23 protein-coding genes and 2 pseudogenes are annotated in these 25,726 nt (G+C 66.1%); 10 read left to right on the top strand and 15 right to left on the bottom strand.

All coding sequences use genetic code 11. The features are described 5' to 3' along the window. The 5 genes from CUJ89_RS36730 to CUJ89_RS36755 all read right to left on the bottom strand — a co-directional run bounded on the left by CUJ89_RS36730 (window position 1) and on the right by CUJ89_RS36755 (window position 6,346). Entirely contained in the window at window positions 1-1,251 is a 1,251-nt protein-coding gene (locus tag CUJ89_RS36730; protein WP_114182303.1) for a metallophosphoesterase family protein, read from the bottom strand. Between the two features lie 68 nt (window positions 1,252-1,319). Beyond that, window positions 1,320-1,862 (bottom strand): CbrC family protein, encoded by a 543-nt coding sequence (locus CUJ89_RS36735; protein WP_114182304.1) that lies wholly within the window; start codon window positions 1,860-1,862, stop codon window positions 1,320-1,322. 422 nt (window positions 1,863-2,284) lie between these two features. Continuing rightward, a complete protein-coding gene (locus tag CUJ89_RS36745) occupies window positions 2,285-3,055 on the bottom strand; it encodes a hypothetical protein (RefSeq protein WP_114182306.1) in 771 nt (256 codons plus the stop codon). Window positions 3,056-3,436: 381 nt separating this feature from the next. Beyond that, window positions 3,437-3,979: a hypothetical protein gene (locus CUJ89_RS36750; RefSeq protein ID WP_114182307.1), complete on the bottom strand. Its 543-nt coding sequence runs from the start codon at window positions 3,977-3,979 to the stop codon at window positions 3,437-3,439. Window positions 3,980-4,360: 381 nt separating this feature from the next. Then, complete coding sequence (locus CUJ89_RS36755) at window positions 4,361-6,346, bottom strand: gamma-glutamyltransferase family protein (RefSeq protein ID WP_114182308.1); 1,986 nt, start codon at window positions 6,344-6,346, stop codon at window positions 4,361-4,363. A 276-nt stretch (window positions 6,347-6,622) separates the two neighbouring features. Between CUJ89_RS36755 and CUJ89_RS36760 the strand changes: the two genes are divergently transcribed. Further along, window positions 6,623-7,561: a tyrosine-type recombinase/integrase gene (locus tag CUJ89_RS36760; RefSeq protein WP_114182502.1), complete on the top strand. Its 939-nt coding sequence runs from the start codon at window positions 6,623-6,625 to the stop codon at window positions 7,559-7,561. Window positions 7,562-7,610: 49 nt separating this feature from the next. On the opposite strand, the gene CUJ89_RS36765 is transcribed toward CUJ89_RS36760, so the two are convergent. From CUJ89_RS36765 to CUJ89_RS36780, 4 genes are all read right to left on the bottom strand, one after another. Further along, on the bottom strand, window positions 7,611-8,090 hold the full coding sequence (locus tag CUJ89_RS36765; protein ID WP_114182309.1) for an RES family NAD+ phosphorylase: 480 nt from the start codon (window positions 8,088-8,090) through the stop codon (window positions 7,611-7,613). Then, entirely contained in the window at window positions 8,087-8,542 is a 456-nt protein-coding gene (locus CUJ89_RS36770; protein ID WP_114182310.1) for an antitoxin Xre/MbcA/ParS toxin-binding domain-containing protein, read from the bottom strand. Before CUJ89_RS36770 ends, CUJ89_RS36765 begins: the two co-directional genes overlap by 4 nt. 403 nt (window positions 8,543-8,945) lie before the next feature. Next, a complete protein-coding gene (locus CUJ89_RS36775) occupies window positions 8,946-10,037 on the bottom strand; it encodes a porin (RefSeq protein WP_114182503.1) in 1,092 nt (363 codons plus the stop codon). A 187-nt stretch (window positions 10,038-10,224) separates the two neighbouring features. After that, entirely contained in the window at window positions 10,225-11,640 is a 1,416-nt protein-coding gene (locus tag CUJ89_RS36780) for a carboxylesterase/lipase family protein (protein ID WP_152036706.1), read from the bottom strand. A gap of 215 nt (window positions 11,641-11,855) precedes the next feature. Between CUJ89_RS36780 and CUJ89_RS36785 the strand changes: the two genes are divergently transcribed. Next, window positions 11,856-12,800, top strand: coding sequence for a LysR family transcriptional regulator (locus CUJ89_RS36785; protein WP_114182312.1), 945 nt, complete (start codon window positions 11,856-11,858; stop codon window positions 12,798-12,800). A 71-nt stretch (window positions 12,801-12,871) separates the two neighbouring features. On the opposite strand, the gene CUJ89_RS36790 is transcribed toward CUJ89_RS36785, so the two are convergent. The 3 genes and pseudogenes from CUJ89_RS36790 to CUJ89_RS36800 all read right to left on the bottom strand — a co-directional run bounded on the left by CUJ89_RS36790 (window position 12,872) and on the right by CUJ89_RS36800 (window position 14,969). Then, a complete protein-coding gene (locus CUJ89_RS36790) occupies window positions 12,872-13,075 on the bottom strand; it encodes a DUF1289 domain-containing protein (protein ID WP_114182313.1) in 204 nt (67 codons plus the stop codon). Between the two features lie 111 nt (window positions 13,076-13,186). Continuing rightward, window positions 13,187-14,230 (bottom strand): annotated as a pseudogene (locus CUJ89_RS36795) (catalase); the annotation flags it as partial. Between the two features lie 97 nt (window positions 14,231-14,327). Next, the gene (locus CUJ89_RS36800) at window positions 14,328-14,969 is read right to left on the bottom strand and encodes an HD domain-containing protein (protein ID WP_114182314.1); all 642 of its coding nucleotides are present in this window, start codon (window positions 14,967-14,969) and stop codon (window positions 14,328-14,330) included. 215 nt (window positions 14,970-15,184) lie between these two features. On the opposite strand from CUJ89_RS36800, the gene CUJ89_RS36805 reads away from it, so the two are divergent. The 4 genes and pseudogenes from CUJ89_RS36805 to CUJ89_RS36820 all read left to right on the top strand — a co-directional run. Further along, entirely contained in the window at window positions 15,185-16,150 is a 966-nt protein-coding gene (locus tag CUJ89_RS36805) for a GlxA family transcriptional regulator (RefSeq protein ID WP_114182315.1), read from the top strand. 325 nt (window positions 16,151-16,475) lie between these two features. Beyond that, window positions 16,476-16,787, top strand: coding sequence for a DUF4148 domain-containing protein (locus tag CUJ89_RS36810; RefSeq protein WP_114182316.1), 312 nt, complete (start codon window positions 16,476-16,478; stop codon window positions 16,785-16,787). A gap of 326 nt (window positions 16,788-17,113) precedes the next feature. Then, window positions 17,114-17,827 (top strand): dienelactone hydrolase family protein, encoded by a 714-nt coding sequence (locus tag CUJ89_RS36815; protein ID WP_114182504.1) that lies wholly within the window; start codon window positions 17,114-17,116, stop codon window positions 17,825-17,827. 313 nt (window positions 17,828-18,140) lie between these two features. Beyond that, a pseudogene (locus CUJ89_RS36820) lies at window positions 18,141-18,350 on the top strand (helix-turn-helix domain-containing protein); the annotation flags it as partial. 32 nt (window positions 18,351-18,382) lie between these two features. On the opposite strand, the gene CUJ89_RS36825 reads toward CUJ89_RS36820, so the two are convergent. Continuing rightward, window positions 18,383-19,327: a LysR family transcriptional regulator gene (locus tag CUJ89_RS36825; protein ID WP_114182317.1), complete on the bottom strand. Its 945-nt coding sequence runs from the start codon at window positions 19,325-19,327 to the stop codon at window positions 18,383-18,385. 174 nt (window positions 19,328-19,501) lie between these two features. Here CUJ89_RS36825 and CUJ89_RS36830 point away from each other — a divergent pair, with 174 nt between their 5' ends. The 3 genes from CUJ89_RS36830 (at window position 19,502) to CUJ89_RS36840 (ending at window position 23,504) form a co-directional block, all read left to right on the top strand. Then, window positions 19,502-20,818, top strand: a complete 1,317-nt coding sequence (locus CUJ89_RS36830) for an MFS transporter (RefSeq protein WP_236655114.1) — start codon at window positions 19,502-19,504, stop codon at window positions 20,816-20,818. Window positions 20,819-21,000: 182 nt separating this feature from the next. Then, window positions 21,001-22,056, top strand: coding sequence for a porin (locus CUJ89_RS36835; RefSeq protein WP_152036707.1), 1,056 nt, complete (start codon window positions 21,001-21,003; stop codon window positions 22,054-22,056). A 29-nt stretch (window positions 22,057-22,085) separates the two neighbouring features. Further along, window positions 22,086-23,504, top strand: a complete 1,419-nt coding sequence (locus CUJ89_RS36840; RefSeq protein ID WP_114182320.1) for a M20 family metallopeptidase — start codon at window positions 22,086-22,088, stop codon at window positions 23,502-23,504. Window positions 23,505-23,528: 24 nt separating this feature from the next. Here CUJ89_RS36840 and CUJ89_RS36845 read toward each other — a convergent pair whose 3' ends face one another. After that, on the bottom strand, window positions 23,529-24,500 hold the full coding sequence (locus CUJ89_RS36845; protein WP_114182321.1) for an aliphatic sulfonate ABC transporter substrate-binding protein: 972 nt from the start codon (window positions 24,498-24,500) through the stop codon (window positions 23,529-23,531). A gap of 100 nt (window positions 24,501-24,600) precedes the next feature. Between CUJ89_RS36845 and CUJ89_RS38790 the strand changes: the two genes are divergently transcribed. Continuing rightward, window positions 24,601-24,753 carry a hypothetical protein gene (locus CUJ89_RS38790; RefSeq protein ID WP_236655115.1) on the top strand — a complete coding sequence of 51 codons (153 nt, stop codon included), beginning with the start codon at window positions 24,601-24,603 and terminating at the stop codon, window positions 24,751-24,753. 11 nt (window positions 24,754-24,764) lie between these two features. On the opposite strand, the gene CUJ89_RS36850 is transcribed toward CUJ89_RS38790, so the two are convergent. Then, entirely contained in the window at window positions 24,765-25,706 is a 942-nt protein-coding gene (locus tag CUJ89_RS36850) for a LysR family transcriptional regulator (RefSeq protein WP_114182322.1), read from the bottom strand. Window positions 25,707-25,726 lie beyond the last annotated feature (20 nt).

Here is a 25,726-nt window from a genome sequence, read left to right on the forward strand (position 1 = left end):
TTACTCCCCCCTTGCCAGCCGCGCGAGCAACGCGGGCCCAACCTGCTCGACCAGTGCCGTGAGTTCGCCCGCACGCGCCATCGTCAACAATGGCACTTCCTCCTTCACGTCGCTGCGCACCTTGCCGACGAACGGCTTCAGGTCGCGTTCGAGCAGCGCGAGGAAATCCGGATCTTGCGCGGCGTCGGCCAGGATCTGCTTCAGGTCCTCCAACGCTTCGAGTGGCTCGCTCTCGCCCTGTTGCTGATCGGCGGCGGACGTTGCGAGCCGGACCTTCTCGAGCCACAGCCGCTCGTTGCCGATGATGCCGATCTGGTTCAGCACCTCCGCGCGCAGTTGCGGCGCGCGGCCGAAAAAGAGGCCGTGCGCGGGCGTGCGCCCCGTGACCGTCACGCGCACCGCGCGCGGCACGTGGCCGTCGACAGTGAGCAGCGCCTCCAGCGACTGGCCGATCTTTCTCGACAGATCGGCGACCGTGAAGCAATCGGTCGCATCGACCGACACGGCTTCCCAGCGCAGCACGTCGAGATACAGGCGCTCGACCTGCGTGCGGCCTTGCTCGACCGTCACGAGCACCGCGCCGCGGCGGCCCGTCTCGCGGATATGGCGCCCCTGCAGGTTGCCGGGAAACACGACGGTGGACGGCCCCGACCATTGCTGGAATTCGTGCACGTGGCCGAGCGCCCAGTAGTCATAGCCTTTTGCGTGAAGCTCCGCCAGCGTGCACGGCGCATAGTTCGCATGCGCCGCATAGCCTTCGAGCGCCGTGTGCAGCACGCCGATGTTGTAGTACCCGGGCACCGGGTCCGGATAGCCGATGGCGAGATTGTCGACGACGGCCTTGTCCTTGAAGCTCTGCCCGTGCAGCGCGACATCGAATTCCGGCAGCGTGTGGGTTTCCGGCTTGCGGTGGCCGAACACGGTGACGTTGTCGGGCAGCGTCAGCTTCTTCGTCATCTCGCTTTCGGCATCGTGGTTGCCGCCGAGGACGAACGCGCGAATGCCGGCCTTGCGCAGGCGCCCCATCTGCTGGCCGAAGAAGATGCCGGTGTTGTGATCCTTCCAGTCGCCGTCGTACAGGTCGCCGGCGATGACGAGGAACGCGACCTCCTCTTCGATCGCGCGATCCACGAGTTGCCGCAGCGCCTCGCGCGACGCGTTGCGCAACTGCGCGGCCGGCGCGTCGGGATACGCGCTCAGGCCGTGCAACGGGCTGTCAAGGTGAATGTCTGCCGCGTGGATGAACTTCACGAAGATTCCTCTGTTTCATGACGATGGTGCGGGCTGGCGACCGCCGCGCGACGCCGCCAGCGCGACCATCAATCGCAATCCTGGTAGCCGCCGGTTTCGCCGCAATGGATGCAGCGAAACACGTACGCGGTCGGCGAGCCGTCCTTGTCGAGCGCGGCAAAAAAACGCTCCCACTCGGCGCCCTCGTCGAACCCGGTCGACGCGCGGATCGACGCGATGGCCTGCGGGCCGTGCGCCTTCAGTTCGTCGGCGCCCGCGCGGCCGATGAACTGCGCGCCATCACCGCAATGCGTCCACCACCGTTCCTGCTGCCAGCCCTGAAAGCCCGGCGTGCGATAGGCAATCTCGTCGACGACCGCTTCGGGCACCTCGTCCCATTCGCCGCCGCCGATGCCGTACGTGTCGGTAAAGCTTGCATCGAGCCGCACATGCGCGGAGCCGTCGGCGATGCACCACGGGCAGATGCACTGCTCATACTCGTCGACCGCATACACGGGGCCGGCGTAGACGTAGCCGCGCGCATCGCCGCAGCACACGCAGCGCGCGTCCGACCGGATCACGCTACCTGTTGCCAGCGGGTCGGGATGGTACCTGAAAGCGGGTAACGACATGGTGTTCTCCGTCGGTCCGGATGGTGGGGAAGCACGCGACGCGAATTCGAACGGCCATTGTGCCGTGGCGCGACCGTGTTACTGCGGAACCTCGACTTCGGCGAACGTGCCGTTCACGAAACGACAGACGCGATGCGTTGCGCCACGCGATCGCCAGATATGACGATCGCGTTCCGGCATCGGTTTCGAGCGAAACGGCGTCGAGACAGCGTTGAACGGGCCGCGAGAAACGCGGCGTCGCGCCAGCGCCGCAGCCTTCAACGCAACCGAAATCGTCGGTCTGTTCCGTGTCCGCATGGATCGCACAGGATTGTCGTGGGGTTCGTCGTATGCATGCGGCATGCCGTCCGGGCAGTACCGTTTCAGGATCGCACCGCGTGCGCCGCGCGTCGCGACGAACGCGGCCGATCCGCTACGTGCCGTCATTCACCGCGCGGCACGGGCGGCGGGGCAAAGCCGTTGTCGTTGCCGGGGAACGGATTCGCGTTGCGGCGCAACGCTTCCTCTTCGTTCTCCTTCTGCGCGAACAGCGCGACGCCGATCACGCCGACGTTCGCGGAATCGCCGTACTTCGAGTTCGCGACATAGCTGTCGGGCACCGCAGCGAAGCGGAACGCAGCGACTTCGTCGCGGCTCTTGCGGAAGCCCTCGATCGTCAGCGTGCGGCCCGGATACAGCACATAACCGCCGTTCGTATAGCTGCCCGGCCGCCCCGACAGCACATCGAGCCCGTCGACCGTCGACACGACTTCGAACGTGCGGCGCCCCTGGTTGCGCAGCACGATCACGTAGCGCGCCCCCTCGACGCCCGCCATGTGCCAACGGCCGTTGCTGCGCGCGAGACGCAGCGGCAAACCCTTTTCGTCCGTGAACGACAGCGCGATGTCGCCGTTCGCGAGCGCGACGCGGGTCGGCAACCGGCGAACCTGGGATGCGGGCGGATGTCCGGGCAGCGCGTCGTTGTAGTAGACCGACGCGAGATCCGTCGGCTTGGCCGGATCCGCGCGTTCGAATTCGACATTGCGGGTTTCGGATCGCACCGACTCGCCCCACGCGGTGCCGAGCCCGCTGCGTTCGCTGGCGTCCGGTGCGGCGGCTGACGCATTGGCACTGGCGGACGGCGGGGGCGGCGCTGCACAGGCGGCCAGCCAGAGCGCGCAGGCGAGCGCGAGAAGGCGGAACAGGATGGTCATGACGTGATGCCTCGGAATGTTATCGAACCGCGCCGGGCAGGCCGGAACGGCGTTTTGGTGTCGTCTGTCGTCACGATGTCGATCGGACATGCTTGCCCGTGTCGGCCGGCGCCGCCATCGCGGCGGCCCGGCAACCGGGGGCCCCGCTATTTAAGCATGGCGGGCGGGCAATGGGCAGGGGCCACGCGCGCCGCCCGTGGCGGGCCCGCACCCGGGGCATCCGGCTACGCGCCCATGCGCGTCGCACTGTCGGATTGACGGCACACGCAGACACATCACTGTGGAGATGAGCGACGAACGGCGCGCCGCGCGCGCCAAAAAGAAAACGGCCCGGCCCGCATCGAAGCGGGCCGGGCCGGGCCGTGACGGGGTGCGTGATGCTTACAGCGCGCCGCCTTGCGCCGACGCCGAACCCTTCAAGCCGACCGATGCGCCGCCCTGCACCGGGTTCGTCGCGCCTTCGAGCGCTTCGCCGGCCTTCGCCTTCGCGCCGCCCGCGACGTCGCCTGCCGTCGACATCGCACCTTGCGCGTGGCTCTTCGCCGTGCCTGCGACGTGCTTCACGTGCGACTTCGTCGCGTGCACGGCCGAGGCCGCGGCATTCTTCGCCGAGCCCGCTGCCGAACCCACCGCTTGCGTCGCGCCGCCGACCGCATTGCCGGCTGCCGAGCCGACGCCGCCGACCGTCTTGCCGACACCGTTCAGCGCGCCGCCGACGAGGTTGCCCGCGCCCGAACCCGAGCCTGCCGCGTTCGCGCCAGCGCCAGCCTGCACGCCCACGCCGCCGCCGAGCAGCGGCGTCTGAACCTGTGCGCCGACGCCTGCGGAACCCTCGGCGCCGGTCTGGGCCGTCTGGGCGAAAGCAGCCGAAGTCGTCATCGCCGTCAGTGCGGCACCCAGCAGAATCGTACGAATCTTGTTCATGGTCATTCTCCCCAAAAGACGTTGTTGCTGCGGGCCGCCTTCGTGCGGCTTGTCGCATGCCTTGCCGCGAAGTGCGGCAGGTGGAGCTAATGTAGCGGCGCCGACGTGCAAAACGATTGAATTGCGGGGACTGTTACTTCCGTTGCAAATGCTGACGATTGACTCACACTGTTTGACAATCGGGGCTTGCGGCGCGGGTCGCCCCGCGATGGCGATTCGCCCGATCGTCACGCATCGGGGAATCCGGCAGGTGAAACGGCCGGCAGGGAAACCGGCCATTTTTATAAGCATCCCGAAGGATTCGTGTTCGGCATCGCGACACCTTCACGATGCGCGGCCCCGACCGCCGATCGACAGATCGGGGCCGCGCGTTCCGCCCGATTACGGCCGGAACGTATCGCCCAGCACCACGCCTTCGCGACGCGGATCGGTGCCGCCCTGCAACGCGGGCGACTGGCCGACCGTCACGCGCATCACCGTGTTGACGCCGCTCGCCTGCGCGGACGTCGACACCTTGTGCCCGAGCGCGAGCAGCCCCGTGATCAGCGGATCGTTCGCACCGTTGTTCGCCGTATTGACGTTCGGATGTTCGCCGCCGATCGTGGTCGTCGGGCTATTGCTCGCGCCGAAATCGACAAGCCCCGCGGACTGCTGCGCATCGAGCCCCCAGTCAAGCGCACCGACCAGCGTCTTGACCACGTATTGCGGAATCGTGCCGCCACCCGGCGAGCCGGTCGCCATCACGAAATCGCCGCGCGAGCCGTCCGCGGCCTGCCCGAACACGATCGTCGGCGCCATCGAGCTGCGTGGCCGCTTGCCCGGCTGCAGGCGGTTGGCCACCGGATTGCCGGCGCTGTCGAGCGGATTCGCTGAGAAGTCGGTCAGCTGGTTGTTCAGCAGGAAGCCGTTGGTCATGTGGAACGAGCCCATGCTCGACTCGACCGTCGTGGTCGCGCTCAGCACGTTGCCGTCGCCGTCGACGATCGTGAACTGGTTCGTGCCGTGCTCGATCAGCGTCGTGTCGACGCCGAGCGGCACCGCGCCGAGATTGCCGGGCTGCGCGGTGCCCATGCTCCTGGTCGTATCGATCAGCGCCGCGCGCGATTTCAGGTACGGCTTGTTCAGCAACGTGTCCCACGTGCCGCCCGGCAGCGGCACGAAATCCGTATCGGCCACGTACTTGTCGCGGTCGGCATACGCGAGCCGCTCGGCCTCGGTGACGAGGTGCACGCCCGCGACGGTCGGCTTGCCGCCTTCGAGATCGATCGCCGTCGGCTTCAGCGATTTCAGGTCGAAATTCTCGAGAATGCCAAGCGCCGATGCGACCGCGATGCCGCCCGACGACGGCGGCGGCATCCCGCATACCCAGTAGCTGCGATAGGTCGTGCACACGGGTTCGCGGCGCTTCGCCTGATACGCGGCGAGATCCGCGACGGTCGTCTTGCCCGGCGTGAGCGTCGAACCGTCCGCGCCCTTCGTCGTGGCGATCTTCGCGACGATGTCCTGCGCGATCTGCCCCGTGTACAGCGCATTCGCGCCCGACTGCGCCATCAGCGTCAGCGTATGGGCGTAGGCGGGGTTCTTCAGTACGGTGCCGAGCGTCTTCGGCGACCCGTCGGCGTTCAGGAAATACGCGGCGGCCTCGGGGTCGCGCTTCAGGTTCGCGGCGTTCGATGCGATCGCGTCGGCGAGCCGGCCGCCGATCGGGAAGCCGTTGGTCGCGAGCGTGATCGCATCGCCGAACAGGTTCTGCCACGGCAACCGGCCGTGATCCTGCTGCAGCGCCTCGATGAGCCTCGGTACGCCGATCGTGCCGATCGAGCGGCCGCTGGCGCGCGCGTTCGGTTGCGGCGCCGACTGGTTGGTCGCATCGTCGACGTAGCGCAGATAGTTCTCCGTCGCCGCGGCCGGCGCGGTTTCCCGGCCGTCGTACGCCTGCAGCATCTTGCCGCGCGCGTCGTAGTAGAGCAGCACGCCGCCCGACCCGAGGCCCGTCGCCTCGGGCACCGTCAGGCCGAGCACGGCCTGCACCGCGACCGCCGCGTCGGCGGCCGTGCCGCCTTTCTTCAGCACCGCGCAGCCGGCCGCGCTCGCGTAGGCGTTCGACGTGGCCACCAGATAGGTCTTCGCATAGACGGGCTTCATCCCGGTGCGATAGCCCGACGACGCTTCCGGCAGCGACGGATCGCCCGGCTGGTTCGAGCCCACCACGACCGTCGCGCCGCTATTGTCGACCGCGAGGCAGCTCGCGTCGGTGGAAGGTGTCGGCGTGCGGCCTGCTTCGTTCTCGACGTCGCCGCCGCATGCCGTCAACAGGGCGGCCGCGAGCAACGCGGACGCATACGGAAAAATCGCTGTTCTATTCATTTGTCGATGTTCTTGTAGGTGGTTGCGATGGACGTCACGCTGCCTGCGACCCCCTCGGTGCGCGGGCAACGCGTACGATAGTCCCACGAACAAAATTTTTTCCGCAATAAGGCCGGCGCGATCCTGATCGTCATCGCACTGTTCGCGCCGCTCGCGCGGCTCGCGTATGCGATTCCGGCCGCCGTGGTCGGCGGTACCGCGCTGGTCGTGTTCGCGCCGGCCGCCCGGACATCGGAACGATTGCCGGCGCCATCGCGTTCCGGCTATAAATCGTGCATGGATACGAATCGCTGGATTCACGACCCCGTCGGCGCCTTTCGCGCATGGCAGGAAACGGCTGCGACCGGCGCCGGCCGCCGGCCGTTCGCGCCGCGTTCGGTCGTGCAGCACGTCGCGATGTTCGAACGGTTCCTGCGTCACCTGATCGCACACCGCGTGTCGCTGGCCACGTTCGGGCCCGACCATGTCGCGGCTTTTTTGACGGAACTCGAACGCACCTGTGCGCCCGGCACGTCGACGCGCGTGCGCTACGCGAAGCTGATCGACCGGCTGGGCCGGCATCTGGTCGAAGCCGGCGTGCGGACGATCCATCCGGCCGGCCGGACGACGCGCCATCTCGCCTGGCCGGACGGCGAGCCTGAGCCGTGCTACCTGCCGCCCGACGCCGACGCGGCGCTGCAGCGCCATGTACAGCCTCGACCGGACGACACGCCGGCCGACGGCCGGAATCGCGCGATCGTCGCGCTGCTGCTCGCGAGCGGCATCACGTCGGCCGAGATTCGCGCGACGGCGTATGACGCACCCGATCTCGACGCGCGGCCGCCGGTGCTGTCCGTGCCGCGCGATCGCGCGCGGCCGGCGCGCCGGATCGAACTCGCCGAGTTCGCGCTGGCACCGCTCGCCGCATGGCGCGCACGCTCGACCGACACACCGCCATCGGCACTGCTGTTTCCCGCGCCGCGCGGCGGTGGCGCGATGAACGACATGTTCCTGCTGCTCGTGGTGCGCGACGCGCTGACCTCGATCGGCTTCCACGCGGCGGACATGAGCCCGCGCGTGCTGCGCAACACGTATGCGCGCCGCCAGTTGCTTGCCGGCCACGCACATGCCGACGTCAGTGCCATGCTCGGTCTCGTCAGCACGCGAACGGTTACGCGCATCCGGCAGACCCTGCCGCCGGACGCGGCCGCGGATCGCGCCGCGCACGAGCGCTGATCCGGCTCCCGGCGCGGGCGCTGTGCCTTCTTGTGCCCGCTCTTGTTCCCTATTCGCCCGGCTTCGACTCGATCAGCCGCAGAATCCGAGTGTCGTACGGCGATTGCATGACTTCCGCGATACGGACCTCGGACGCGGCCGGATGCAGCGGATTCAGCAGGAAGTTGTGCGCGTGCGGCACGACGACGCTCGGTACGCGCAGCAGCGCGCTCGGCTGCGTGTGCAGCCACTCGGTGCCGGCGCTGCGGGTCCAGTCGACGTCCGTTTGCCAGTCATCCGGCGCGTCGCCTTCCGCGATTTCGGCAACGTCCACCGAATCGGTCACCTCGATGCGAAGCAACTGGTATCCGCTCGGCAATTGCGCGACGGTGGCAATTTCGAAATGAACGAGCGTCTCGAGCAGCGCGAGCGCCGGATGCTCGGCGAGATATACGACGGGCTGCCCGGCAAAATGCCAGCGCCCGCCGGCACGCAACCCGCCGATACCTTTCAGGTCGGCGTAATTGCTGATCCGCCACAGCGTCGTCAAGCGAAGTACCCCTCGTCGATCTGCGTAAGGACCTCTTCGACGAGCCGCGCGCCGTGCTCGGTACTCGCCATGTCGAGCGACGTGCGGCCGCCGAAGCGCTGGAGCCCGTTGCGCAGCCACGCCATCGCCTTGTCCTGGTCGCCGAACGTGGCCGTCGCCTGCGCGACGATGCGCGCGAGGCGGATCGCCTTGTCGGACTCCTCCGCCGACAGGCGTTCGTGCGCCTGGCGACGATGGCTGAGCGTGCGGCGCGGAATGATGAAGGCCAGTTCGTCCGATTTCAGCCCGCGCTCCGACAGCCGGTCGATCACCGAGACGTCGACGCGTGCGCTCGCCAGCTCGGCAAGATCGGCCCCCGATCGGACGCGGACCGCCAGCAGTTGCTCGAGAATCGTGAATTCGGCCTGACGCGGATGCGCGACGCCCGAAGGATGGAAAGCGATGGTGCTCATGAGCCCTCTCCGGCAATTTGCCCAATCATTATAGGCGTTTTGCCGGAAACTGCGTGGTGCGGGATTAGGCGAACGCCGGTGGACCGCCCGTCAAGGCGTCGGCAAGGGAGGCAGCGGATATGACCCACTTGTCTGGCGGCGGGTTGTAGCAGCCGCGAATCGAAGATTCGCCAAGACGAGACGGGGTAATTATTCAGTATATAAAGTCTGGAAAAACATCTTGCGATTGTCACGTAACAACTTTTTTACTGATTTAAGTCGCGCCTGCCTGCCACACCCTTCCTTCTCGAGGCGGCCGGGGAAGAACCGGACGCCGATTCAGATGCGACCCCGCAGGAAGTCGCTTCAGCCTGAGACGGTGCTCGCCATTCGTTCTCCGGCACACTTCGCAGACAAGGACGCGTCAGAACTTCTGCTGCAACCCGATCACGACCCCCAGCTGATTTGCGCCTGTTGCAACCGTTCCACCCGCCGCCACGGCGCTCGCGGCCTGCGTGCTGTTGAACATATAGCCCACCGATGCATAGACCATCGAGCGCTTCGAAAAAAGATAGTTTGCGCGCCCTATCAGCAACGTCGAACTGGCGTCCTTCGCCCCCTGTGTTCCGCGCTGAAGGAAACGCACACCTTGCGCGTCGAAGAAGATTGCCGGCGTGAGGAAGTAGGTTGCCCCGGCGAAAAAGATGTCGGTCTGCAAATGGGTGGCGGCCGCAAGGTTGTTTCTGATCCACCCCAGGCCGATCTTCGTCGCGCCGACACTCACATAGCCGTCGACGATGTTGTGCGTATCCGTGTAAGCACTGCTGTTGAGCGGAGCCGACGCGCCGGAACCGCCGCGCAGCACGTCATAAGACACCGCCACACCGAAGCTCGCCGAATCGTAAGCAAGCAGCGCCGTATATTGCCGGCACGCAAGCAGGTTCCCCGGTACCTGCCCTGGGCAGTTAGTCGCCGACGGACCGGCCGGGCCGGCGGCATCGCGACCCAGGCTGTACGTGCCGCCCGCCGTGAAGCCTGCGAATTTGCCGAGATATCCGACGGCATTGTCGCTGCGTGCGTTGGGCAGATACGAGTCGAAGACGCTCAGCGAGTGAACCGACGGGCCTATCACGTCCGCGTTCATCAGCGCATACATCGTCATGCCGAATTGCCTGCCCAACGTGAACGAGCCGTAGTCGCTGCTGATCCCGACGTTCGCCTGGATACCGAAAAGGCGCCCCCCGTAGTTCAATGAGCCGTTCCCGGGCTGAAACCCGTCCTCCAGTACGAAGAACGTCTTGAAACCTCCGCCGAGTTCCTCGATTCCCCTTACGCCCCAACGAGAGGGCAGCCGCCCTGTCAGCGAAGCCATGCCGATCGACGTCCCGCCGTTAGCCGTCGCATGGTTGTAGTACGACACGCCCGTGTCGACAATTCCGTAAAGGGTGACGCCGCTCTGACCGTGCGCAAGCCCCGTCGCCGCAATCAGCAGCGCAACACTCCACTTCATTTTCATGACGGTCCTATCTCCGGTGTTGAGGCGAAACTTCTTGTTATGAAAATCCGATGCAGGTTGCATCCATTTCTATTTCAATATGGATTACTGATTATTTTTAGGCCGCTTTCCGTCACATCACCCCTTTACTCAGCCCGCCAGCCGGAGAAGCCTGTCGAGCGAAAGCGGCTGCCGGATCACCGACGCATCAATTCCAGTGCATCAACCCGCCGCCGTCATCGGAGAACGCATTCCACCGCGGCAATTCCGCGCCGTTCGGATTTCCGGACTCCACGAAATTGAGGAAGTACGCCTGAATCCGTTTCGACAATTCCCGGCTGCGCTTCTCGTCGATTCCGTCGAGCATCGGCGCATCGATCCAGTTGCCGAAATTGTTGAAGAAGAACGGTAATTCGAAGCAATGGCAGGCCCCTACGTTGGGCTGCGGCGACGGGAAATCGAAACGATAGGCAAAAACGTTGCTCCCCGCCTCGGTCATTCCCTGCGCGAATCGACGCCCCGGACTCTCGAACAGCTTTTCGGAACTCAACGCCACCAGCGCGGCATAGGGCTTCCGGTCGAACCGATCATCGGCGACGCTTTCGTAGCGTGCTTCGCCCGCATCGCCGAACTCGAGGCGGAATTTGTTCAGGGCCTGTTCGTCGGTTGCCGTCAGTGCCTGCGGATTGCCGGCAAAGAAGCTGCCGGTCTCGTCGCGCGTCCATCCGATGAGCACCGGTTTTCCGCGAAAGTGCTGTTGGGCTGCCGCGCCGGGATCGGCCGGCACGCCGCCGGTTGCGACCGGCATGAAGGCAATCGGAATCTCGGCAAATTCCGCGGAAGCCATGACGGTTTCGAATTGCATCTGCAGAATCCGCTCGACGGGCAGCGTGGCCAACGCTTCGCCGGTGTGCACGAGACCCGCGCTTTCGCACATGCGCACGGCCAGCGCATGGGCTTTCGCCGGCTTCATCGGCTGGATGCCGGGATAGCTGAGCATGGCAATGCCGTTCAACAACGGATGCGTTGTCGGCATGGCCGCCAGCAACTGCGAATACCACGCGCCAGCGGACTGGCCTGCCGCCACGATCGACTCGGGATCCCCGCCGAACCTGGCGATGTTCGTCCTGACCCACCGCAATGCCAGTTCGAGATCCGAAACGCAGAGATTGCCCGGGGACACACCTTCCATGCAGAGATTACCCAACACGCCCAGGCGATAGTTCATCGTCACGACAACGGCGCGGCCGGTACGTGCAATCGATTCGCCGGAATAGCAACCCAGCGCCCCGCCGGTCATGAAGCCTCCGCCGTGAATCCAGAATATGACCGGGAGATTGCCCTCGAGGCCGGGCGTGTAAATGTTCAGCCTGAATGCATCCTCGGATTGCTCGACGCCTCGACTGGTCGGCCCCATCACGAAATCCAGCCGACTCGGCATCTGGGGAAAGACGACACCCGGACGCGTGCAGTCGCGCACGCCCGTCCAGCTCACGGATGCGCCAGCGGGCCTGAAGCGGCCGCTATCCGACGCGTAGGGAATATCGTAGAACGTGTGAACACGGTCAACGGTCACGCCTTCGAGTGATCCCTGATCACATTGGGCTAGTATGGTGCCCGTCATGCCAACCTCCTTCGGTTCGTGCAACCGCACACGGCGGTTGCTCGTGTTTCTGCGGGAAGAAAATGGAAATATCAGTCGAAAGAGACAGTCCGACGCGTGCCTCGTTCGGACGCACCCTTCATCCTTCGACCGGGACCAGATTACGGATCGCTGGCGGAAAGAAAATGGAAATATTCACCGCCCCCTCATGACAGAAACTCAACCCGGGCCGAATCATGAACGGACTGCATCAACGCCTGAAGCTTCGACACATCTCGGTCGTCGTGGAGATTGCCCGGCTGGGTAGCCTGCAGAAGGCAGCCGAATCGCAAAACGTCAGCCAGTCGGCCATCTCGAAGACACTGGCGGAGATCGAAACCATCGTCGGCGCCCAATTGTTCGAGCGTACGCCGAGTGGCATGCGCCCGACTGTTTATGGCGAAGCCCTGGTACGCCACGGCTACCTGATCGCCAGCGACGTACAGCGCGCCGAAGCCGAACTCGATGCATTGCTGAGCGGCGATGCCGGCAATCTGTCGATAGGCATCTTCGCGCCCCTTGCGTGGTGGGGCGCGCTGGCCGATTGCGTGAACGCTTTCCAGACCAAGTGGCCGCGAATGCGACTCGCGCTCCGCGAGGGGCCCATGGAAGGCTTGCTCGAATGGCTCGACCAGGACATCGTCGACGTCGCGATCGGTCGTACGGCGAGCGGATTCGGCAGCGAGTTGTACAAGCTGGACGTCCTGCGTCAGGACATGCCGGTCTTTCTCGCACGGCAAGCGCATCCGGCAACCCAAGCGCCCATGACACTTCAGGATCTGCTGGCGTTCCCGTGGGTACTGCCTCCCCAGCCGAATATCGTCAGGCAGCAACTCGAGTTCGCGGCACGCGACATGGGGCTGCGACTCCCGACGGAGATAGTGTCGTCACAAGTGTCGCCACTGGTCTTTCACATGGCGAGCCAGAGCGACACGCTCGTCCTGTCCTCCCAATGCATCGCGGAAGAACTCCGGGAGCGGTACGGCCTGCAGCCTGTGCAATGCGCGTTGCCGCTCCACCTCGGTCCGCTGGTCGCGATTACGCGTAATGACAAACCCCTGACTCAAGCCTCATCGGCGTTTCTGGGGGCGTTGAAACGTGTTCTCGATGGACAGCCGGTGGACAGCGCAGTCGGAGTTTGATCGATCGGGTTCGAAGTCGGGAGAGGCTCGTCAAGAGCCTCCATCCGTCAACCGCCCCCCTGCTTGGCGATTCACCGTCCGTCATGACGGAAACGCATCGCCGTGCCCTCACGCCGGATGCGTTCCCATATCGCGCGTTTCTCGTCGTCGTTCATGAACACCCAGTGCGAAACCTCGTCGGCCGTTCGGCCACATCCCTTGCAGACATCGTCGAACAGCGTCGAGCACACGCCGACACAGGGACTGTCGGGCACGTCGTGAAGCGTGGAAGCCATTGGAACACTCGTTTCGGTTGAAAATCCCGCATCGCGACGACCCGCCTCCCATGCGCGGGTACCTTGCCGCCGGGCGATGCGGCCGGTACCGCATCGCCCGGCCCGACCCGCCTACTTCGATGACGCCGCCAGCCGCGCCAGTGCCACCATGATGCCTGCCCCGTAAGCCGGATCGGCCTTCATGCAGTTGTCGATGTGCCGCTGCCGAATGTCCTTCGACACTCCGGCAATCTGTCGCGCGGTGTTGTCGAACAGCGTCTGCCGCTGACCGGCGTTCATCTTCCGGAACAGGTCGCCCGGCTGTTGATAGTGATCGTCGTCTACACGGTGATCCCAACGCGCGGCAGCGCCGTCGAGTTCGAGCGGCGGTTCGTTCAACTGCGGCTGATCCGTCCACACACCCTTGCTGTTGGGCCAGTACGACGGCGTGCCGCCGAGATTGCCGTCGGTACGCATCGTGCCGTCACGGTGATAGCTGTGGAACGGACACTTCGGCGCGTTCACCGGAATGTGATTGAAATTGACGCCGAGACGGTAGCGCTGCGCGTCGCCGTAGGAAAACAGGCGCGCCTGCAGCATCTTGTCCGGCGAGTAGCCGATCCCCGGCACGGCGCTCGCGGGCATGAACGCCGCCTGCTCGGTCTCGGCGAAGAAGTTGTCCGGATTGCGGTTGAGCTCGAAGTAGCCGACCTCGATCAACGGAAACTCGGCCTTCGGCCACACCTTGGTCAGGTCGAACGGATTGAAGCGAAACGCTTTCGCCTGTGCGTCCGTCATCGGCTGGATGAACAGCGTCCAGCGCGGAAAATCGCCGCGCTCGATGCGGTCGAAGAGATCGCGCCGATGCGTCTCGCGATCCTTCGCGATCCGTGCCTCGGCCTGCGCGTCGGTCAGGTTCTCGATCCCCTGCTGCGTGCGAAAGTGGAATTTCACCCAGGTTCGCTCGTTCTCCGCATTGAGCAGGCTGTACGTATGGCTGCCGAAACCGTGTATATGACGGAACGAGCGTGGAATGCCGCGTTCGCTTATCACGAGCGTCACCTGATGCAACGCCTCGGGCAGCAGCGACCAGAAATCCCAGTTGCTTTCGGCGCTGCGCATCCCCGTGCGCGGGTCACGATTGATCGCGTGGTTCAGATCGGGACAGCGCAGCGGATACATGATCGTTCTCCTGAATACTGCAGGAATCGTGATTCGCGTTGCGCGCACGATCCCGATCAGCGCCGGGGATCGCGCGCAATATCGATGACAATCAGCCGGCCCACGCGGACGACCGGATCACGCTGCAGAAATTGCCGGCGTGGAAATGCGGATCCTTGTCGGCGAGCACGTCGGCCTTCACGTTGCCGAACGTCGTGTCCGGCTTGTGCTTGATCCCGTCGTAGAACGCCTGGATGATGTCTTCCTTGAAGTGCGGCGTACGCGGATGCGCATGGACAATGGCCTCGCGCTCGACGTCGCTGTACTCCGGATACGTCAGGCCCAGCACGTCCATCTCGACGCCCGCGGTGACGAGCGCGATCACCGGATGCATGTGCTGCGGAATCCCCGGCGTGGTATGCAGCGCGATCGAGGTCCACACGACATCGATCTCCTGCTGCGAGATGCCCTTGCTCTTCAGGAAATCGCGGGCGGCGTTGGCACCGTCCACTTCGAAGCGCTCGCACGCGCTGCTGTGCTCGTGCGTGAGCCCCATGTCGTGAAACATGCAGCCGCAGTAGAGCAGCTCGGGATCGTATTTGAGCCCGCGCCGCTGGCCCGCCAGCGCCGCGAAATAGTAGACGCGGCTGGAATGATGGAACAGTAACGGAGACGCGGTATCGCGAACGAGTTCGGTGATCTCGCGCGTCAGTTGGCTATCGGGAATGGTGATGCCTGCAACGTTCTCAGTCATGATTGACCTCCATTGAAAACACCCTTGATTCTCCTGAGTCCGATAGCTGTCTTCAATAGACGTATTACGTCAAATTCTGCCATTTCGCGCGACGAACGGACACGGTGCCTGCGCGATGGAAAGATCGCCGGAAACACGCTTCGCCGCACCGCCCGATGCGCCACCGGCACCTCTATACTGCTACGCGTCACGTTCGATACAACACGCAACCGATCATGCCGAAGGTCGTGGGTATTTTCGCCGTTCCAGGCGTTCAACTGCTCGATGTCTCCGCACCGCTCGACGTCTTCGCGCAAGCGAACGCCGAATGCGGGAAGCCGTTCTATACGTTGCGGATCATCGCGAGCGAGTCCGGTCCGATCCGCAGTTCATCCGGTGCACAATTGCTGCCCGACTGGATCGTTCCCGACATCCCGGAGCGCATCGACACGCTGCTGGTCGCCGGTGCGCCGAGCGCCGGCCGGATCGCGCTGCGCACCGACGTCCTCGCGTGGCTGCGATCGGCGGCCGTACAAAGCAAGCGCTATGGCTCGATCTGCACCGGCGCGTTCCTCCTCGCGGCCACCGGCCTGCTGAAAGGGCGTCACCTGACCACGCACTGGGCCGCCGCCGACGCGCTTGCCGAAGCCTATCCGTCGCTCGCCGTCGATGCGGACGCGCTGTACGTGCGCGACGGCAAGCTGCGCACCGGCGCCGGCGTCACGGCCGGGCTCGATCTCGCGCTCGCGCTGGTCGAGGAAGATCTCGGCCGCGAGATCGCGCGGCGCGTCGCCGCGCAACTGGTCATGTTCTTCAAGCGCCCGGGCGGGCAACTCCAGTTCAGCCGCAAGGGCGAGGCGCGCCCGGCCGGGCGCTCGGTGCTGCAGGAGGTCCAGCGCTGGATCGCCGCGCATCCGGAACTCGGGCATTCGGTGGCGGAGCTGGCGAAGCATGCGGGCATGAGCCCGCGCCACTTCGCGCGGTTGTTCCGCGCGGAAGTCGGCATGACGCCGGCCGCGTGGGTCGAGGCGACCCGCATCTCGGCGGCCCGCCACTTGCTCGAGAACGGCCACGACACGCCGAAACAGGTCGCCGCGAAATGCGGCTTCGCGAATGTAGATACGCTCAGGCGAACGTTCACCCGGCACGTCGGAATCACGCCCGCCGAATACCGGAAGCGGCAGGCGGTCCTGGCCGAATGACGCGGCAGTGCGCCAGCGGTGCGGCGTGAGCCATGCCGCCGACCTTGTTCAAACACTTCGGTATCCGATTCAATCGATCGTCACGCGGCCGCCGGCCGGGCGACGACATCGAGACCGCGCATGACGGCGCCCGACGCCCCCATGCGGCGCGAGCCGACAGCTCGCCAATAATCAGACAAAACCGCCCGTCCATGTGGATCGTTTACCCAGTCGCAATAATGATTCGCTGGAACGCCTATTTCCGACCGGTAACGCGATCGCTACGATGCAATCAACCGCTGAACGCAACAAGCGAAGCGCGAAATCAACGAAACCGGAGGTCATCATGAAGTCGTTCATCTACGCTGTCGTCGCCGCAACCGCCCTGTCCGCCTCGTACGGCGCATTCGCTCAGTCGAACCCGTCGGGCCAGCTGACGCGTGCCCAGGTGCGCGCGGAACTCGTCCAGCTCGAACAGGCCGGCTACAAGCCCGAAGTCTCCGATCAGTATTACCCGCGCGCGCTGCAGACGGCACAGGCTCGCGTGACGAACGCCGATGAAACCGGTTACGGCGCGCAAGCCGCCGCCGGCGTGCGCGCCGGCCGCGTGATCGCAGTCAAGCAGAACGGCCGCGACTCCGTGTATTTCGGCCAGTAAGCCGGACGCACACGCGCGGCGCACATCCCGCTCCGCGCGCGGCAAACGAAACACCCCGCTCCCGTTCATCGGGGCGGGGTGTTTGTTTTTCGGTCATCCGCTCCGGGAACGGAAGGCGACCTTCGATCGACCTGATAGCGCGGATCGCGTGCCGCGCGGCGCCGTTCACGCAGGCAGCCGGTGTTTGCGCATAGAATGGCCGCGTGGTCGGCGTCGGCCGAAACGAACGCGAGCGGCACCACGACGGCCGGCATGCCCGATCGTCGCCGCGCCCGCTGGCCGGCCCGATGCCGCACTCATCGCATTTTTCGACAAGGAGCGGTTTCATGTCTCAAACATCCGGTTCCATGATCACGTTTCGCCGCCCGGACGGCCAGGAACTGCAGGGCTATCTCGCCACGCCGGCACGGACCGAAGGCGCGCCCGCGGTCGTCGTCATCCAGGAATGGTGGGGGCTGAACGACCAGATCCGCGGCGTCGCGGATCGCCTCGCGCGCTGCGGCTACTTCGCGCTCGTGCCCGACCTGTATCGCGGCAAGTCGACGGTCGAGGAGGAAGAAGCACACCACCTGATGACCGGGCTCGATTTCGGCGACGCCGCCTCGCAGGACATTCCCGGCGCCGTGACCTATCTGAAGACGCTGGCTTCGCGTGTCGCGGTGACGGGTTTCTGCATGGGCGGCGCACTCACGCTGCTGTCGCTGCAGTTCGCCGATGCGGACGCGGGCGTCACGTGGTACGGCCTCCCGCCGCTCGACTACATCGATCCGGCAAAGCTCAAGGTGCCGCTGATGGGCCACTGGGGCACGCAGGATGCATTCTTTGCGATCGACCAGGTCGACGCGCTCGAGAAGAAGCTGACCGATGCGAAGGTCGGTTTGGAGTTCCATCGCTATCTCGCGCATCATGCGTTCGCGAACGAAACGGCCGTCGGCCCCGGCCGCATCGCCGGCACGCAGTTCGATCCGGTGTGGTCTGAAATCGCATGGGATCGTACGCTCACGTTCTTCGGCCGCACGCTTTGGGCAAAGCAGGGGTAACGTAGTAGCGCTTCCGACGTCGGCGGCTGCCCCCAAAAAACGCCACGGACTTTCGTCCGTGGCGTTTTCGTTTCCGCGTATAGCCGGTTCGGCGAACAGGAGCGGTTGCCCGCCCCTGCCCTGCTTCGCGCTTACCCGTTCGGCGCCGCTGCCGACGCAGGCGCCGGGGCCGCCGCCTTGTCGCAGTCGACCGGCTCGTCCGGCACGCGCGACGTCTGCTCGGCATCACGTCCGGGCGACGCGTCAGCCGGTCCGACGACAACCCTGCGCCGTCGCATGGATTCGCGACCACTACCTCGATCCTATGACGGCGATGACGGTCGACTCGCGCGCGCGACAGGTGGACATGAGCCCGTCGACCTTCCATCACCACTTCCGTGCGGTTACGTCGATGAACCCGTTACAGTGCCAGAAGATGCTGCGGGTGCAGGAGGCGCGCCGCCTGATGTGCCTGTCGGCGATGGACGCGCGGCAGGCGTGCCGCAGCGTCGGCTATATGAGCGCGTCGCAGTTCAGCCGCGAATACGCGAGGCTGCGCGCCATAGGCCGCCCGCCTCACGCGCGCCGCGCACGCGAGCGTGCGCCGCCCTTCGTCCGGCCGGCATTCGCACGTTCTGCCTGCACGGCTTCGTCAATGCAGCGCACGAAGTATTCGGCCGACGACGTGTGTACCGCACTGTCGCGGAACAGCAGATACAGGTTGCGCGCGGGCGGCTGCCCGACGAGATCGAGCGTCTTCAGCGTATCGGATGCATCCCCGCGCAGCGCAAGCTGCGTCCAGGCCGTCACCACGTCGCTGTTGACGGCCAGCGCGTAGAACAGCGTCTGCGATGCGCAGCGCGTCACGCGGCGCGGCACCGGCAAACCGGCCTGCCCGAACAGCTCCGCGAGATACGCGCGAAACTCGGCGGACGGCCCCGTATGCAGCCACTCCGCGTCCTGCAGGTCGGCAAGCGACGTCGCGCCCGCGAGCTTGCCCTTGCTGCTCACCGCGAACCACATCGGAAACGTGTCGAGATGCTCGCAGCGCACAGACGTGAAGTCCTGCGCATCCGCGCCCGAGCCCAGTGCGAAATCGAGCGCGCCGTTCTTCAACTGCTCGACGAGCTGAGACGGGCTGCCCTCGACGAATTCAAGCTGCACGTCGGGCATCGCGCGGCGAAAGCGGTTGTACGCGGCCGGCAGCACCGTGATGCCCGCAAGCGGCGTCATCCCGATCGCGAGCCGGCCCTGCCGGTTCTCGCGCAACTGCGCCATCTCCTCCTCGGTGCGCGCGACCTCGTTGACGACCAGTTCGGCCCGCCGCAGCATCGCGCGCCCTGCATCGGTCAGCGTCACGCCCGATGAACTGCGCGCGACCAGCATCAGCCCGAGCTCGTCCTCGAGATCGCGCAGCGAGCGCGTGACGGCCGGCTGCGTCAGGTGCAGGGTGCGTGCGGCTTCATGGATGCTGCCCGAGCGGGCGACGGCCACGAGCGCGCGGAGCTGGTGAAGTTTCATGCGACGAATGGAAGGGAGCAACCGCTGTGCATCGAGGGATAAACGGATGTTATCAGGATAAAAATTTGCGCGTATCGCGATGTTTTACCCGGTCTTAACATGCGTCCAGCTCTCGCAGGATGCCTGACGATCCATGCGGCGCTCACGATACCGATACCCATGGAGACACTCCCGATGCAAGACGCCGCCACGCCGCTCGTCGACGCGCCGCCTGCCCCGCGCCGACGCTCGGCGCAGACCCGGACGATCATCGCCACCTCGGCCGGCAACGCGCTCGAGATGTTCGACTTCACCGTGTTCAGCTACTTCGCCGCGCTGATCGGCAAGACCTTCTTTCCGGTCGATTCGGGCGCCGGCCCGCTGCTGCTCGCGATGGCGACGTTCGGCGTCGGCTTCGTGATGCGCCCGCTCGGCGGCGTGCTGATCGGCAACTACGCCGATCGCGCGGGCCGGCGCGCGGCGCTGACACTGACGATCCAGCTGATGATCGCAGGCACCGCGCTGATCGCGCTGACCCCATCCTATGCGCGCATCGGCGTCGTCGCGCCCGTGCTGGTCGTGATCGGCCGGTTGCTGCAGGGCCTGTCGGCCGGTGGCGAAATCGGTGCGTCGACAACCTTCCTGATGGAATCGGGCCCGCTGTCCGGCCGCGGCTTCATGGTGAGCTGGCAAATGATCAGCCAGGGCGTCGCGGCGCTGCTCGGCGCCCTCAGCGGCGCGCTGCTGTCGGCCGTGCTGTCGGCCGACGCGCTCGAAAGCTGGGGCTGGCGCGTGCCGTTCCTGCTCGGCCTGCTGCTCGGCCCGGTCGGCTTCTACATCCGCCGGCATCTCGACGAAACGCATGTGCCGACGCACGACGCAGGCGGCAGCGCGGTTCGCGAAGTCTTCGCACGCTACCTCGGCCGCGTCGTGCTCGGCACGCTGATGATCATCGGCGGTACGTCGACGCTGTACATCTTCGTGTTCTACATGCCCGCCTATGCGGTGCGCACGCTCCACCTGCCGATGGCGACGTCGCTGCTCGCCGGCTGCGCGTCGGGGCTCGCGATGATCGTCGCCGCGCTCGTATCGGGGCTGTGGATCATCGATCGCCTGCCGCGCCGCAAGCCGATGATCGCCGTCACGTGGCTGTTGTCGCTCGCGTGCGTGTATCCGGCGTTCCGGCTGTTGATCGCCGCGCCGTCGGTCGGGCTGATGGTCGCGATCGTCACCGTCGTGATGGCCTTCGCCACCGCGGGCAGTTCCGCGTTCCTGCTGCTGATCATGGAGGCATTCCCGCCGCGCGTGCGCGCCACCGCGCTCGCGACGATCTACAGCTTCGGCGTGACGATCTTCGGCGGCTTCGCGCAGTTCAACGTCACGTGGCTGCTGCATCGCACCGGCGACCCGATGTCGCCCGCGTGGTACGTGCTCGCTTGCGGCGCCGTCAGCATGATCGCGCTGTGGCGCTTCCGCGAACGCCCGGCCGACACGCACGACGACGGCGGCTGAACGGCGCGCCGCTTCATTCCCGGCGACGCCCGGCCCGCCTGTCCGGCACCGGCCCCGCCACTCCATATCCGACAAGGCCTGCTCCGGCAGGCCGGCAGATTCCGCGACGTCGACGCGTGCGCGGGCGGGCCATTGCACGCCTGCGATTCGCGCGCCGACGATCGCGACACCACGAGACAAACGTGCGCAATTCAACCCTGATGGCCGCGTGCTGCGCGGCAACCTGCATGTGGGCCGCACCGGCCCGCGCCAACCTACAGATCTACGGCGCGCTCGACAGCTTCCTGCAATACGCGCGCATCGGCAGCCAGACGAGCGTCGGCCTGATGAGCGGCGGCGCATCGACGTCGCGTTTCGGCTTCATCGGCAGCGAGGATCTCGGCGGCGGCCTGCGCGCGAGTTTCCGCCTCGAAAGCGGCTTCGACCTGATGTCGGGCCGCCCGCAAAGCGCCGCGTCGTTCTACAACCGCGAAGCCAACGTCGCGATCGGCTCGGCGGACTGGGGGACGATCAAGCTCGGCAAGCAGTATCCGGCAATCGTGCCCGAAGCGGCCGATCCGTTCTACCTCGTCGGTCAGTTGTCGCCGTTCGCGAGCACCGCACTGATCGGCAGCGACCTCGGGCGTGGCGCCGCGTCGCTGCCCGGGCGCATCGAGAACGCGATCAGCTACAAGACGCCGACCTACGGCGGGCTCGACGTCACCGTGCTCTATGCGTTCCGCAACGCGGCGGGCGCGAGCCCGATCGCGAGCAACGCAGGCGCCGTCGCCAATTTCGCGCGCGGCCCGGTGATGCTGAGCGGCGCGTACAACGCGATCTGGGCCGCCACGTCGTCGATACCGGGCGGCGCCCCCAACGGCCCGCGCACCGATTCGGTGATGGCCAGCGCGTCGTATGCGTTCGGCCCGACGCTCGCATCCTTCGCGTACACGCTGATGCGCCCCACCGCGCCCGGCACGCTCGTCGCACAGGTCTATTCGCTGGGCGCGATCTGGCAGCGCGGCCCGCACGCGATCCGCGCCGATCTCGCGTACCGCACGATCGCCGGCCAGGCAAGCCACGCGCTCGGCGCGCTGCTCGGCTACGACTACCAGTTCTCGAAGCTCACCGGCGTGTACGTGCGGATCGGCGGCTTCAAGAACACCGGGCAGTCGGCGCTGTCGTTCGGCTCCGCGCCGATGTCCGCGCCCGGCATGAGCAGCACCGTCTTCGCCCTTGGCCTCCGGCAGAAATTCTGACCGTGCCAGCCTCTTCACAGGAGCAATTCATGACTTCACTCGCCCTCGATTTCATCGACAGCCAGCGTACGCAATTCGCCGAACTGTCCGACCGGATCTGGAATCTCGCCGAACTGCGCTACGAGGAATTCGCGTCGACCGACCTGCATATCCGGATGCTGGAACAAGCCGGCTTTCGCGTGACGCGCGGTGTGGCCGACATCCCGACCGCATTCGTCGCCGAGGCCGGCCACGGCGGCCCCGTGATCGGCATCCTCGGCGAATACGATGCACTGTCGGGACTCAGCCAGGAAGCGGGCGCACTCGCGTGCCAGCCGTCGGGCGAGATCTCGAACGGCAACGGCCACGGCTGCGGCCACCACCTGCTCGGCACGGCCGCGCATCTCGCCGCGGCAGCGGTGAAGGCGCATCTCGAACGCACGGGCCAGCCCGGCACCGTGCGCTTCTACGGTTGCCCGGCCGAGGAAGGCGGCTCCGGCAAGACCTTCATGGCGCGCGCGGGCGTGTTCGACGATCTCGACGCCGCACTGTCGTGGCACCCGCACGTGTACACGGGCATCTTTCCGGCCGGCTCGCTCGCCAACATCCAGGCGTACTTCCGCTTCACGGGCAAGGCATCGCACGCCGCCGCGTCGCCCCATCTCGGCCGCAGCGCGCTGGATGCCGTCGAGCTGATGAACGTGGGCGTCAACTACCTGCGCGAGCACATGCTGCCCGAAGCGCGCGTGCACTACGCGGTGACGAACACGGGCGGCCTGTCGCCGAACGTCGTGCAGGCGAACGCGGAAGTGCTGTACCTCGTGCGCGCGGCACGCAACGATCAGGCTGCCGAACTGTTCGAGCGCGTGAAGAACGTCGCGCGCGGCGCGGCGCTGATGACCGATTGCCGGCTCGAGATCGTATTCGACAAGGCGTGCTCGAACCTGCTGGAAAACGCCGTGCTGAACCAGGTCATGTACCGCCATCTGCAGGCGATCGGCACCGGCTGCTTCGACGCGGACGACGCGGCGCTCGCCGACACGTACCAGCGCCAGACGCTGACCGCTCAGGATATCGAAACGTCGTCGCGCTCGTTGAACCAGGCGTGGCGCGATCCGAAGGCGCTGTTCGACGGGATCGATCCGTACGAGCCGGGCAAGGGCCGCCCGATCTGCGGCTCGACTGACGTCGGCGACGTGAGCTGGGTCACGCCGACCGCACAATGTCACACGAGCTGCTACGCGTTCGGTACGCCGCCGCACTCGTGGCAATGGGTCGCGCAAGGCAAGACGCCGCTCGCGCACAAGGGGATGCTGCTCGCGGCGAAGACGATGGCTGCGACCGCGATCGACCTGCTCGGCGCGCCCGACACGCTCGCGCAAGCGAAGGCGGAACTGCTCGAGCGGCGCGGCGGCCGGCCTTACGTGTGCCCGATTCCGGACGACGTCGCGCTGCCGTTCCGCCGTTGAGCGCGTGCCGGGCCGGCGACGCCGTCACGCGAGTGCGGGCGGTGCGGCCTGGCTGACGTCGACGCGTTTCGGCAGGATGCCGGCCTGGTAGAACACGTCCGCGATGCGCTGCTGATACGCGAGCGTGTCGCGCGTGACGGGCTCGACGCCGAAGCGCGCGCGGCGAAACGCGAGCGCCACGGCCGGCTCCGGGATCCCCCAGAGCTTCGAGAACTCGGCCGCGCCCTGCGCGCGGTTTGCGTCGAGCCAGCGCTGAACCGCCGCCAATTCCGCCACGGTCGCGTCCAGCACGTCGGCATTGTGCTGCGCATACGTGCGCGACGCGAAGTAGTAGCTGCGATTCTCGACGAGCCCCGTGCCGTCCGCGACGATGCGCGCGCCGAACGCCTGCTGGACCACCGCGAGAAACGGATCCCAGATGATCCACGCATCGACCGAGCGGTTTTCGAACGCGGCACGCGCATCGGATGGTGACAGCCAGACCGGCGTGACGTCCGCATAGTCGAGCTTCGCGGCCTGCAGCAGCCGAACCAGCAGGAAATGCGTGTTCGATCCCTTCACCAGCGCGATGCGCTTGCCGCGCAGGTCCGCAAAGGTCCTGACCGGCGAATCCTTCGCGACGACCACGGCCTCGGTCGCGGGGCCAGCCGGCGTCTGTGCGTAGTAGACGAGCGGCGCGCCGGCCGCGAGCGCGAAGATCGGCGGTGCCTCGCCGACATCGCCGAAGTCGATCGATCCCGCGTTCAGCGCCTCGAGCTGCGGCGGCCCCGACGGAAACTCGGTCCACGTGACGTTCGCGCCGAGCGTCGCGAGCTTGCGTTGCAGCGTGCCGCGTGCCTTCAGCAAACTGAGCGGTCCTTTCTGATAGCCGATGCGCAACGTACGCGTGCCGGCCGCGCTCGCCAGCGCGAAGCCCGGTTGCGCGACGGCGCCCGCCGCGATCGCCAGGCCGGCTTGAAGAAGCCGGCGGCGGGTTCTGGATAGTCGGTCTGCCATGTCGTTTCGGGTTCGATGAAGAGGGCGCGGATTTGCGCACGCCTGCGGTGAAGCAGGTCGAACCGATTCTAGGAGGTTGGCGCCGCGCCTCGAACCAACGATGTTCGATATCGAAAGCAAGCGTTTTCATAAGGGCGCGCCGGTTGCACGCGCATCGTTGCCCGGCCCGGTCGCGAACCCATCGTCGACGCGCGCTTTAAACGAAGGACTACCGATTATTTTATTTTCCGGGCAAAGCGCCGCACTCATATAGCAGCAGCTGACTCAGGAATTGCAGGACGCGTTCAGCGCGGCCTCGTCGGCGGCCAGTATTTCGGGCACGCATTCGCGCAGGAAATCGACGAACGTGCGGATCTTCGCATCGAGATACTGGCGCGACGCGTACAGCGTGTAGACCGTCAGCTTCTGCAACCGGTAGTCGGGCAGCACGCGCACCAGCGCGCCGCTCGCCAGCGCGGGCAGTGCGGACGACATCGGCAGCGCGCCGATCCCGAGGCCGGCGCGCAGTGCGGCACCCAGCGCATCGGCGATGTTCACCTGGAAATCCGGCAACGGCAGGTCGAACGTTTCGCGGCCGTCGGGGCCGTCGAGATGCCAGCGATCGCGCGGGAACACCGGTGTGACGATCTGCAGGCACGCATGACCGTCGAGCTCACGCACCGTGCGCGGCGTGCCGCGCTCCTTCAGATACGCGGGCGACGCGCACAGCACGCTGTGCACCTCGCCGAGCCGCTGCGACACCAGACCCGAATCAGGCAGCTCCGTCGTGCTCAACTGCAGCGACACGTCGTAGCCTTCGTCGATGATGTCGGGCACGTGCTGCGACAGCGTCAGCTCGACAGCGACCGACGGATAGCGCTGCCGGTAGCGCACGACCGCGGGCACCACGTAAGCCTGGCCGAAACTCGTCGTCGCGTGAACGTGCAGCCGCCCCGACGGCTTCACCTGTGCGTCCGCCGCCTCGGCTTCCGCTTCGTCGATATAGCCGAGGATGCGCTGGCAGCGGTCGAGATAGCGCTGCCCGGCATCGGTCAGCGCGATGCGGCGCGTGCTGCGGTTGAGCAGGCGCGTGCGCAGATGCGTTTCGAGCTGCGCGACCGAACGCGATGCGTATGCCGTCGTGATGTCCAGGCGCTGGGCCGCGCTCGTGAAGCTGCCCTCCTCCGCGACCCGGACGAAAATGCGCATCATCTGTAACGTGTCCATCGACCTGTCCCCGCGATTGA

The sequence above is a fragment of the Burkholderia pyrrocinia genome (genome assembly GCF_003330765.1).
Taxonomy (GTDB): Bacteria; Pseudomonadota; Gammaproteobacteria; order Burkholderiales; family Burkholderiaceae; genus Burkholderia; species Burkholderia pyrrocinia_B.

Coding starts and splice junctions, on each gene's coding strand:
- CUJ89_RS36735 (WP_114182304.1), bottom strand. CDS start 1,862: ATGTCGTTACCCGCTTTCAGGTACCATCCCGACCCGCTGGCAACAGGT.
- CUJ89_RS36745 (WP_114182306.1), bottom strand. CDS start 3,055: ATGACCATCCTGTTCCGCCTTCTCGCGCTCGCCTGCGCGCTCTGGCTG.
- CUJ89_RS36750 (WP_114182307.1), bottom strand. CDS start 3,979: ATGAACAAGATTCGTACGATTCTGCTGGGTGCCGCACTGACGGCGATG.
- CUJ89_RS36755 (WP_114182308.1), bottom strand. CDS start 6,346: ATGAATAGAACAGCGATTTTTCCGTATGCGTCCGCGTTGCTCGCGGCC.
- CUJ89_RS36760 (WP_114182502.1), top strand. CDS start 6,623: ATGGATACGAATCGCTGGATTCACGACCCCGTCGGCGCCTTTCGCGCA.
- CUJ89_RS36770 (WP_114182310.1), bottom strand. CDS start 8,542: ATGAGCACCATCGCTTTCCATCCTTCGGGCGTCGCGCATCCGCGTCAG.
- CUJ89_RS36775 (WP_114182503.1), bottom strand. CDS start 10,037: ATGAAAATGAAGTGGAGTGTTGCGCTGCTGATTGCGGCGACGGGGCTT.
- CUJ89_RS36780 (WP_152036706.1), bottom strand. CDS start 11,640: ATGACGGGCACCATACTAGCCCAATGTGATCAGGGATCACTCGAAGGC.
- CUJ89_RS36785 (WP_114182312.1), top strand. CDS start 11,856: ATGAACGGACTGCATCAACGCCTGAAGCTTCGACACATCTCGGTCGTC.
- CUJ89_RS36790 (WP_114182313.1), bottom strand. CDS start 13,075: ATGGCTTCCACGCTTCACGACGTGCCCGACAGTCCCTGTGTCGGCGTG.
- CUJ89_RS36800 (WP_114182314.1), bottom strand. CDS start 14,969: ATGACTGAGAACGTTGCAGGCATCACCATTCCCGATAGCCAACTGACG.
- CUJ89_RS36805 (WP_114182315.1), top strand. CDS start 15,185: ATGCCGAAGGTCGTGGGTATTTTCGCCGTTCCAGGCGTTCAACTGCTC.
- CUJ89_RS36810 (WP_114182316.1), top strand. CDS start 16,476: ATGAAGTCGTTCATCTACGCTGTCGTCGCCGCAACCGCCCTGTCCGCC.
- CUJ89_RS36815 (WP_114182504.1), top strand. CDS start 17,114: ATGTCTCAAACATCCGGTTCCATGATCACGTTTCGCCGCCCGGACGGC.
- CUJ89_RS36825 (WP_114182317.1), bottom strand. CDS start 19,327: ATGAAACTTCACCAGCTCCGCGCGCTCGTGGCCGTCGCCCGCTCGGGC.
- CUJ89_RS36830 (WP_236655114.1), top strand. CDS start 19,502: ATGCAAGACGCCGCCACGCCGCTCGTCGACGCGCCGCCTGCCCCGCGC.
- CUJ89_RS36840 (WP_114182320.1), top strand. CDS start 22,086: ATGACTTCACTCGCCCTCGATTTCATCGACAGCCAGCGTACGCAATTC.
- CUJ89_RS36845 (WP_114182321.1), bottom strand. CDS start 24,500: ATGGCAGACCGACTATCCAGAACCCGCCGCCGGCTTCTTCAAGCCGGC.
- CUJ89_RS38790 (WP_236655115.1), top strand. CDS start 24,601: ATGTTCGATATCGAAAGCAAGCGTTTTCATAAGGGCGCGCCGGTTGCA.
- CUJ89_RS36850 (WP_114182322.1), bottom strand. CDS start 25,706: ATGGACACGTTACAGATGATGCGCATTTTCGTCCGGGTCGCGGAGGAG.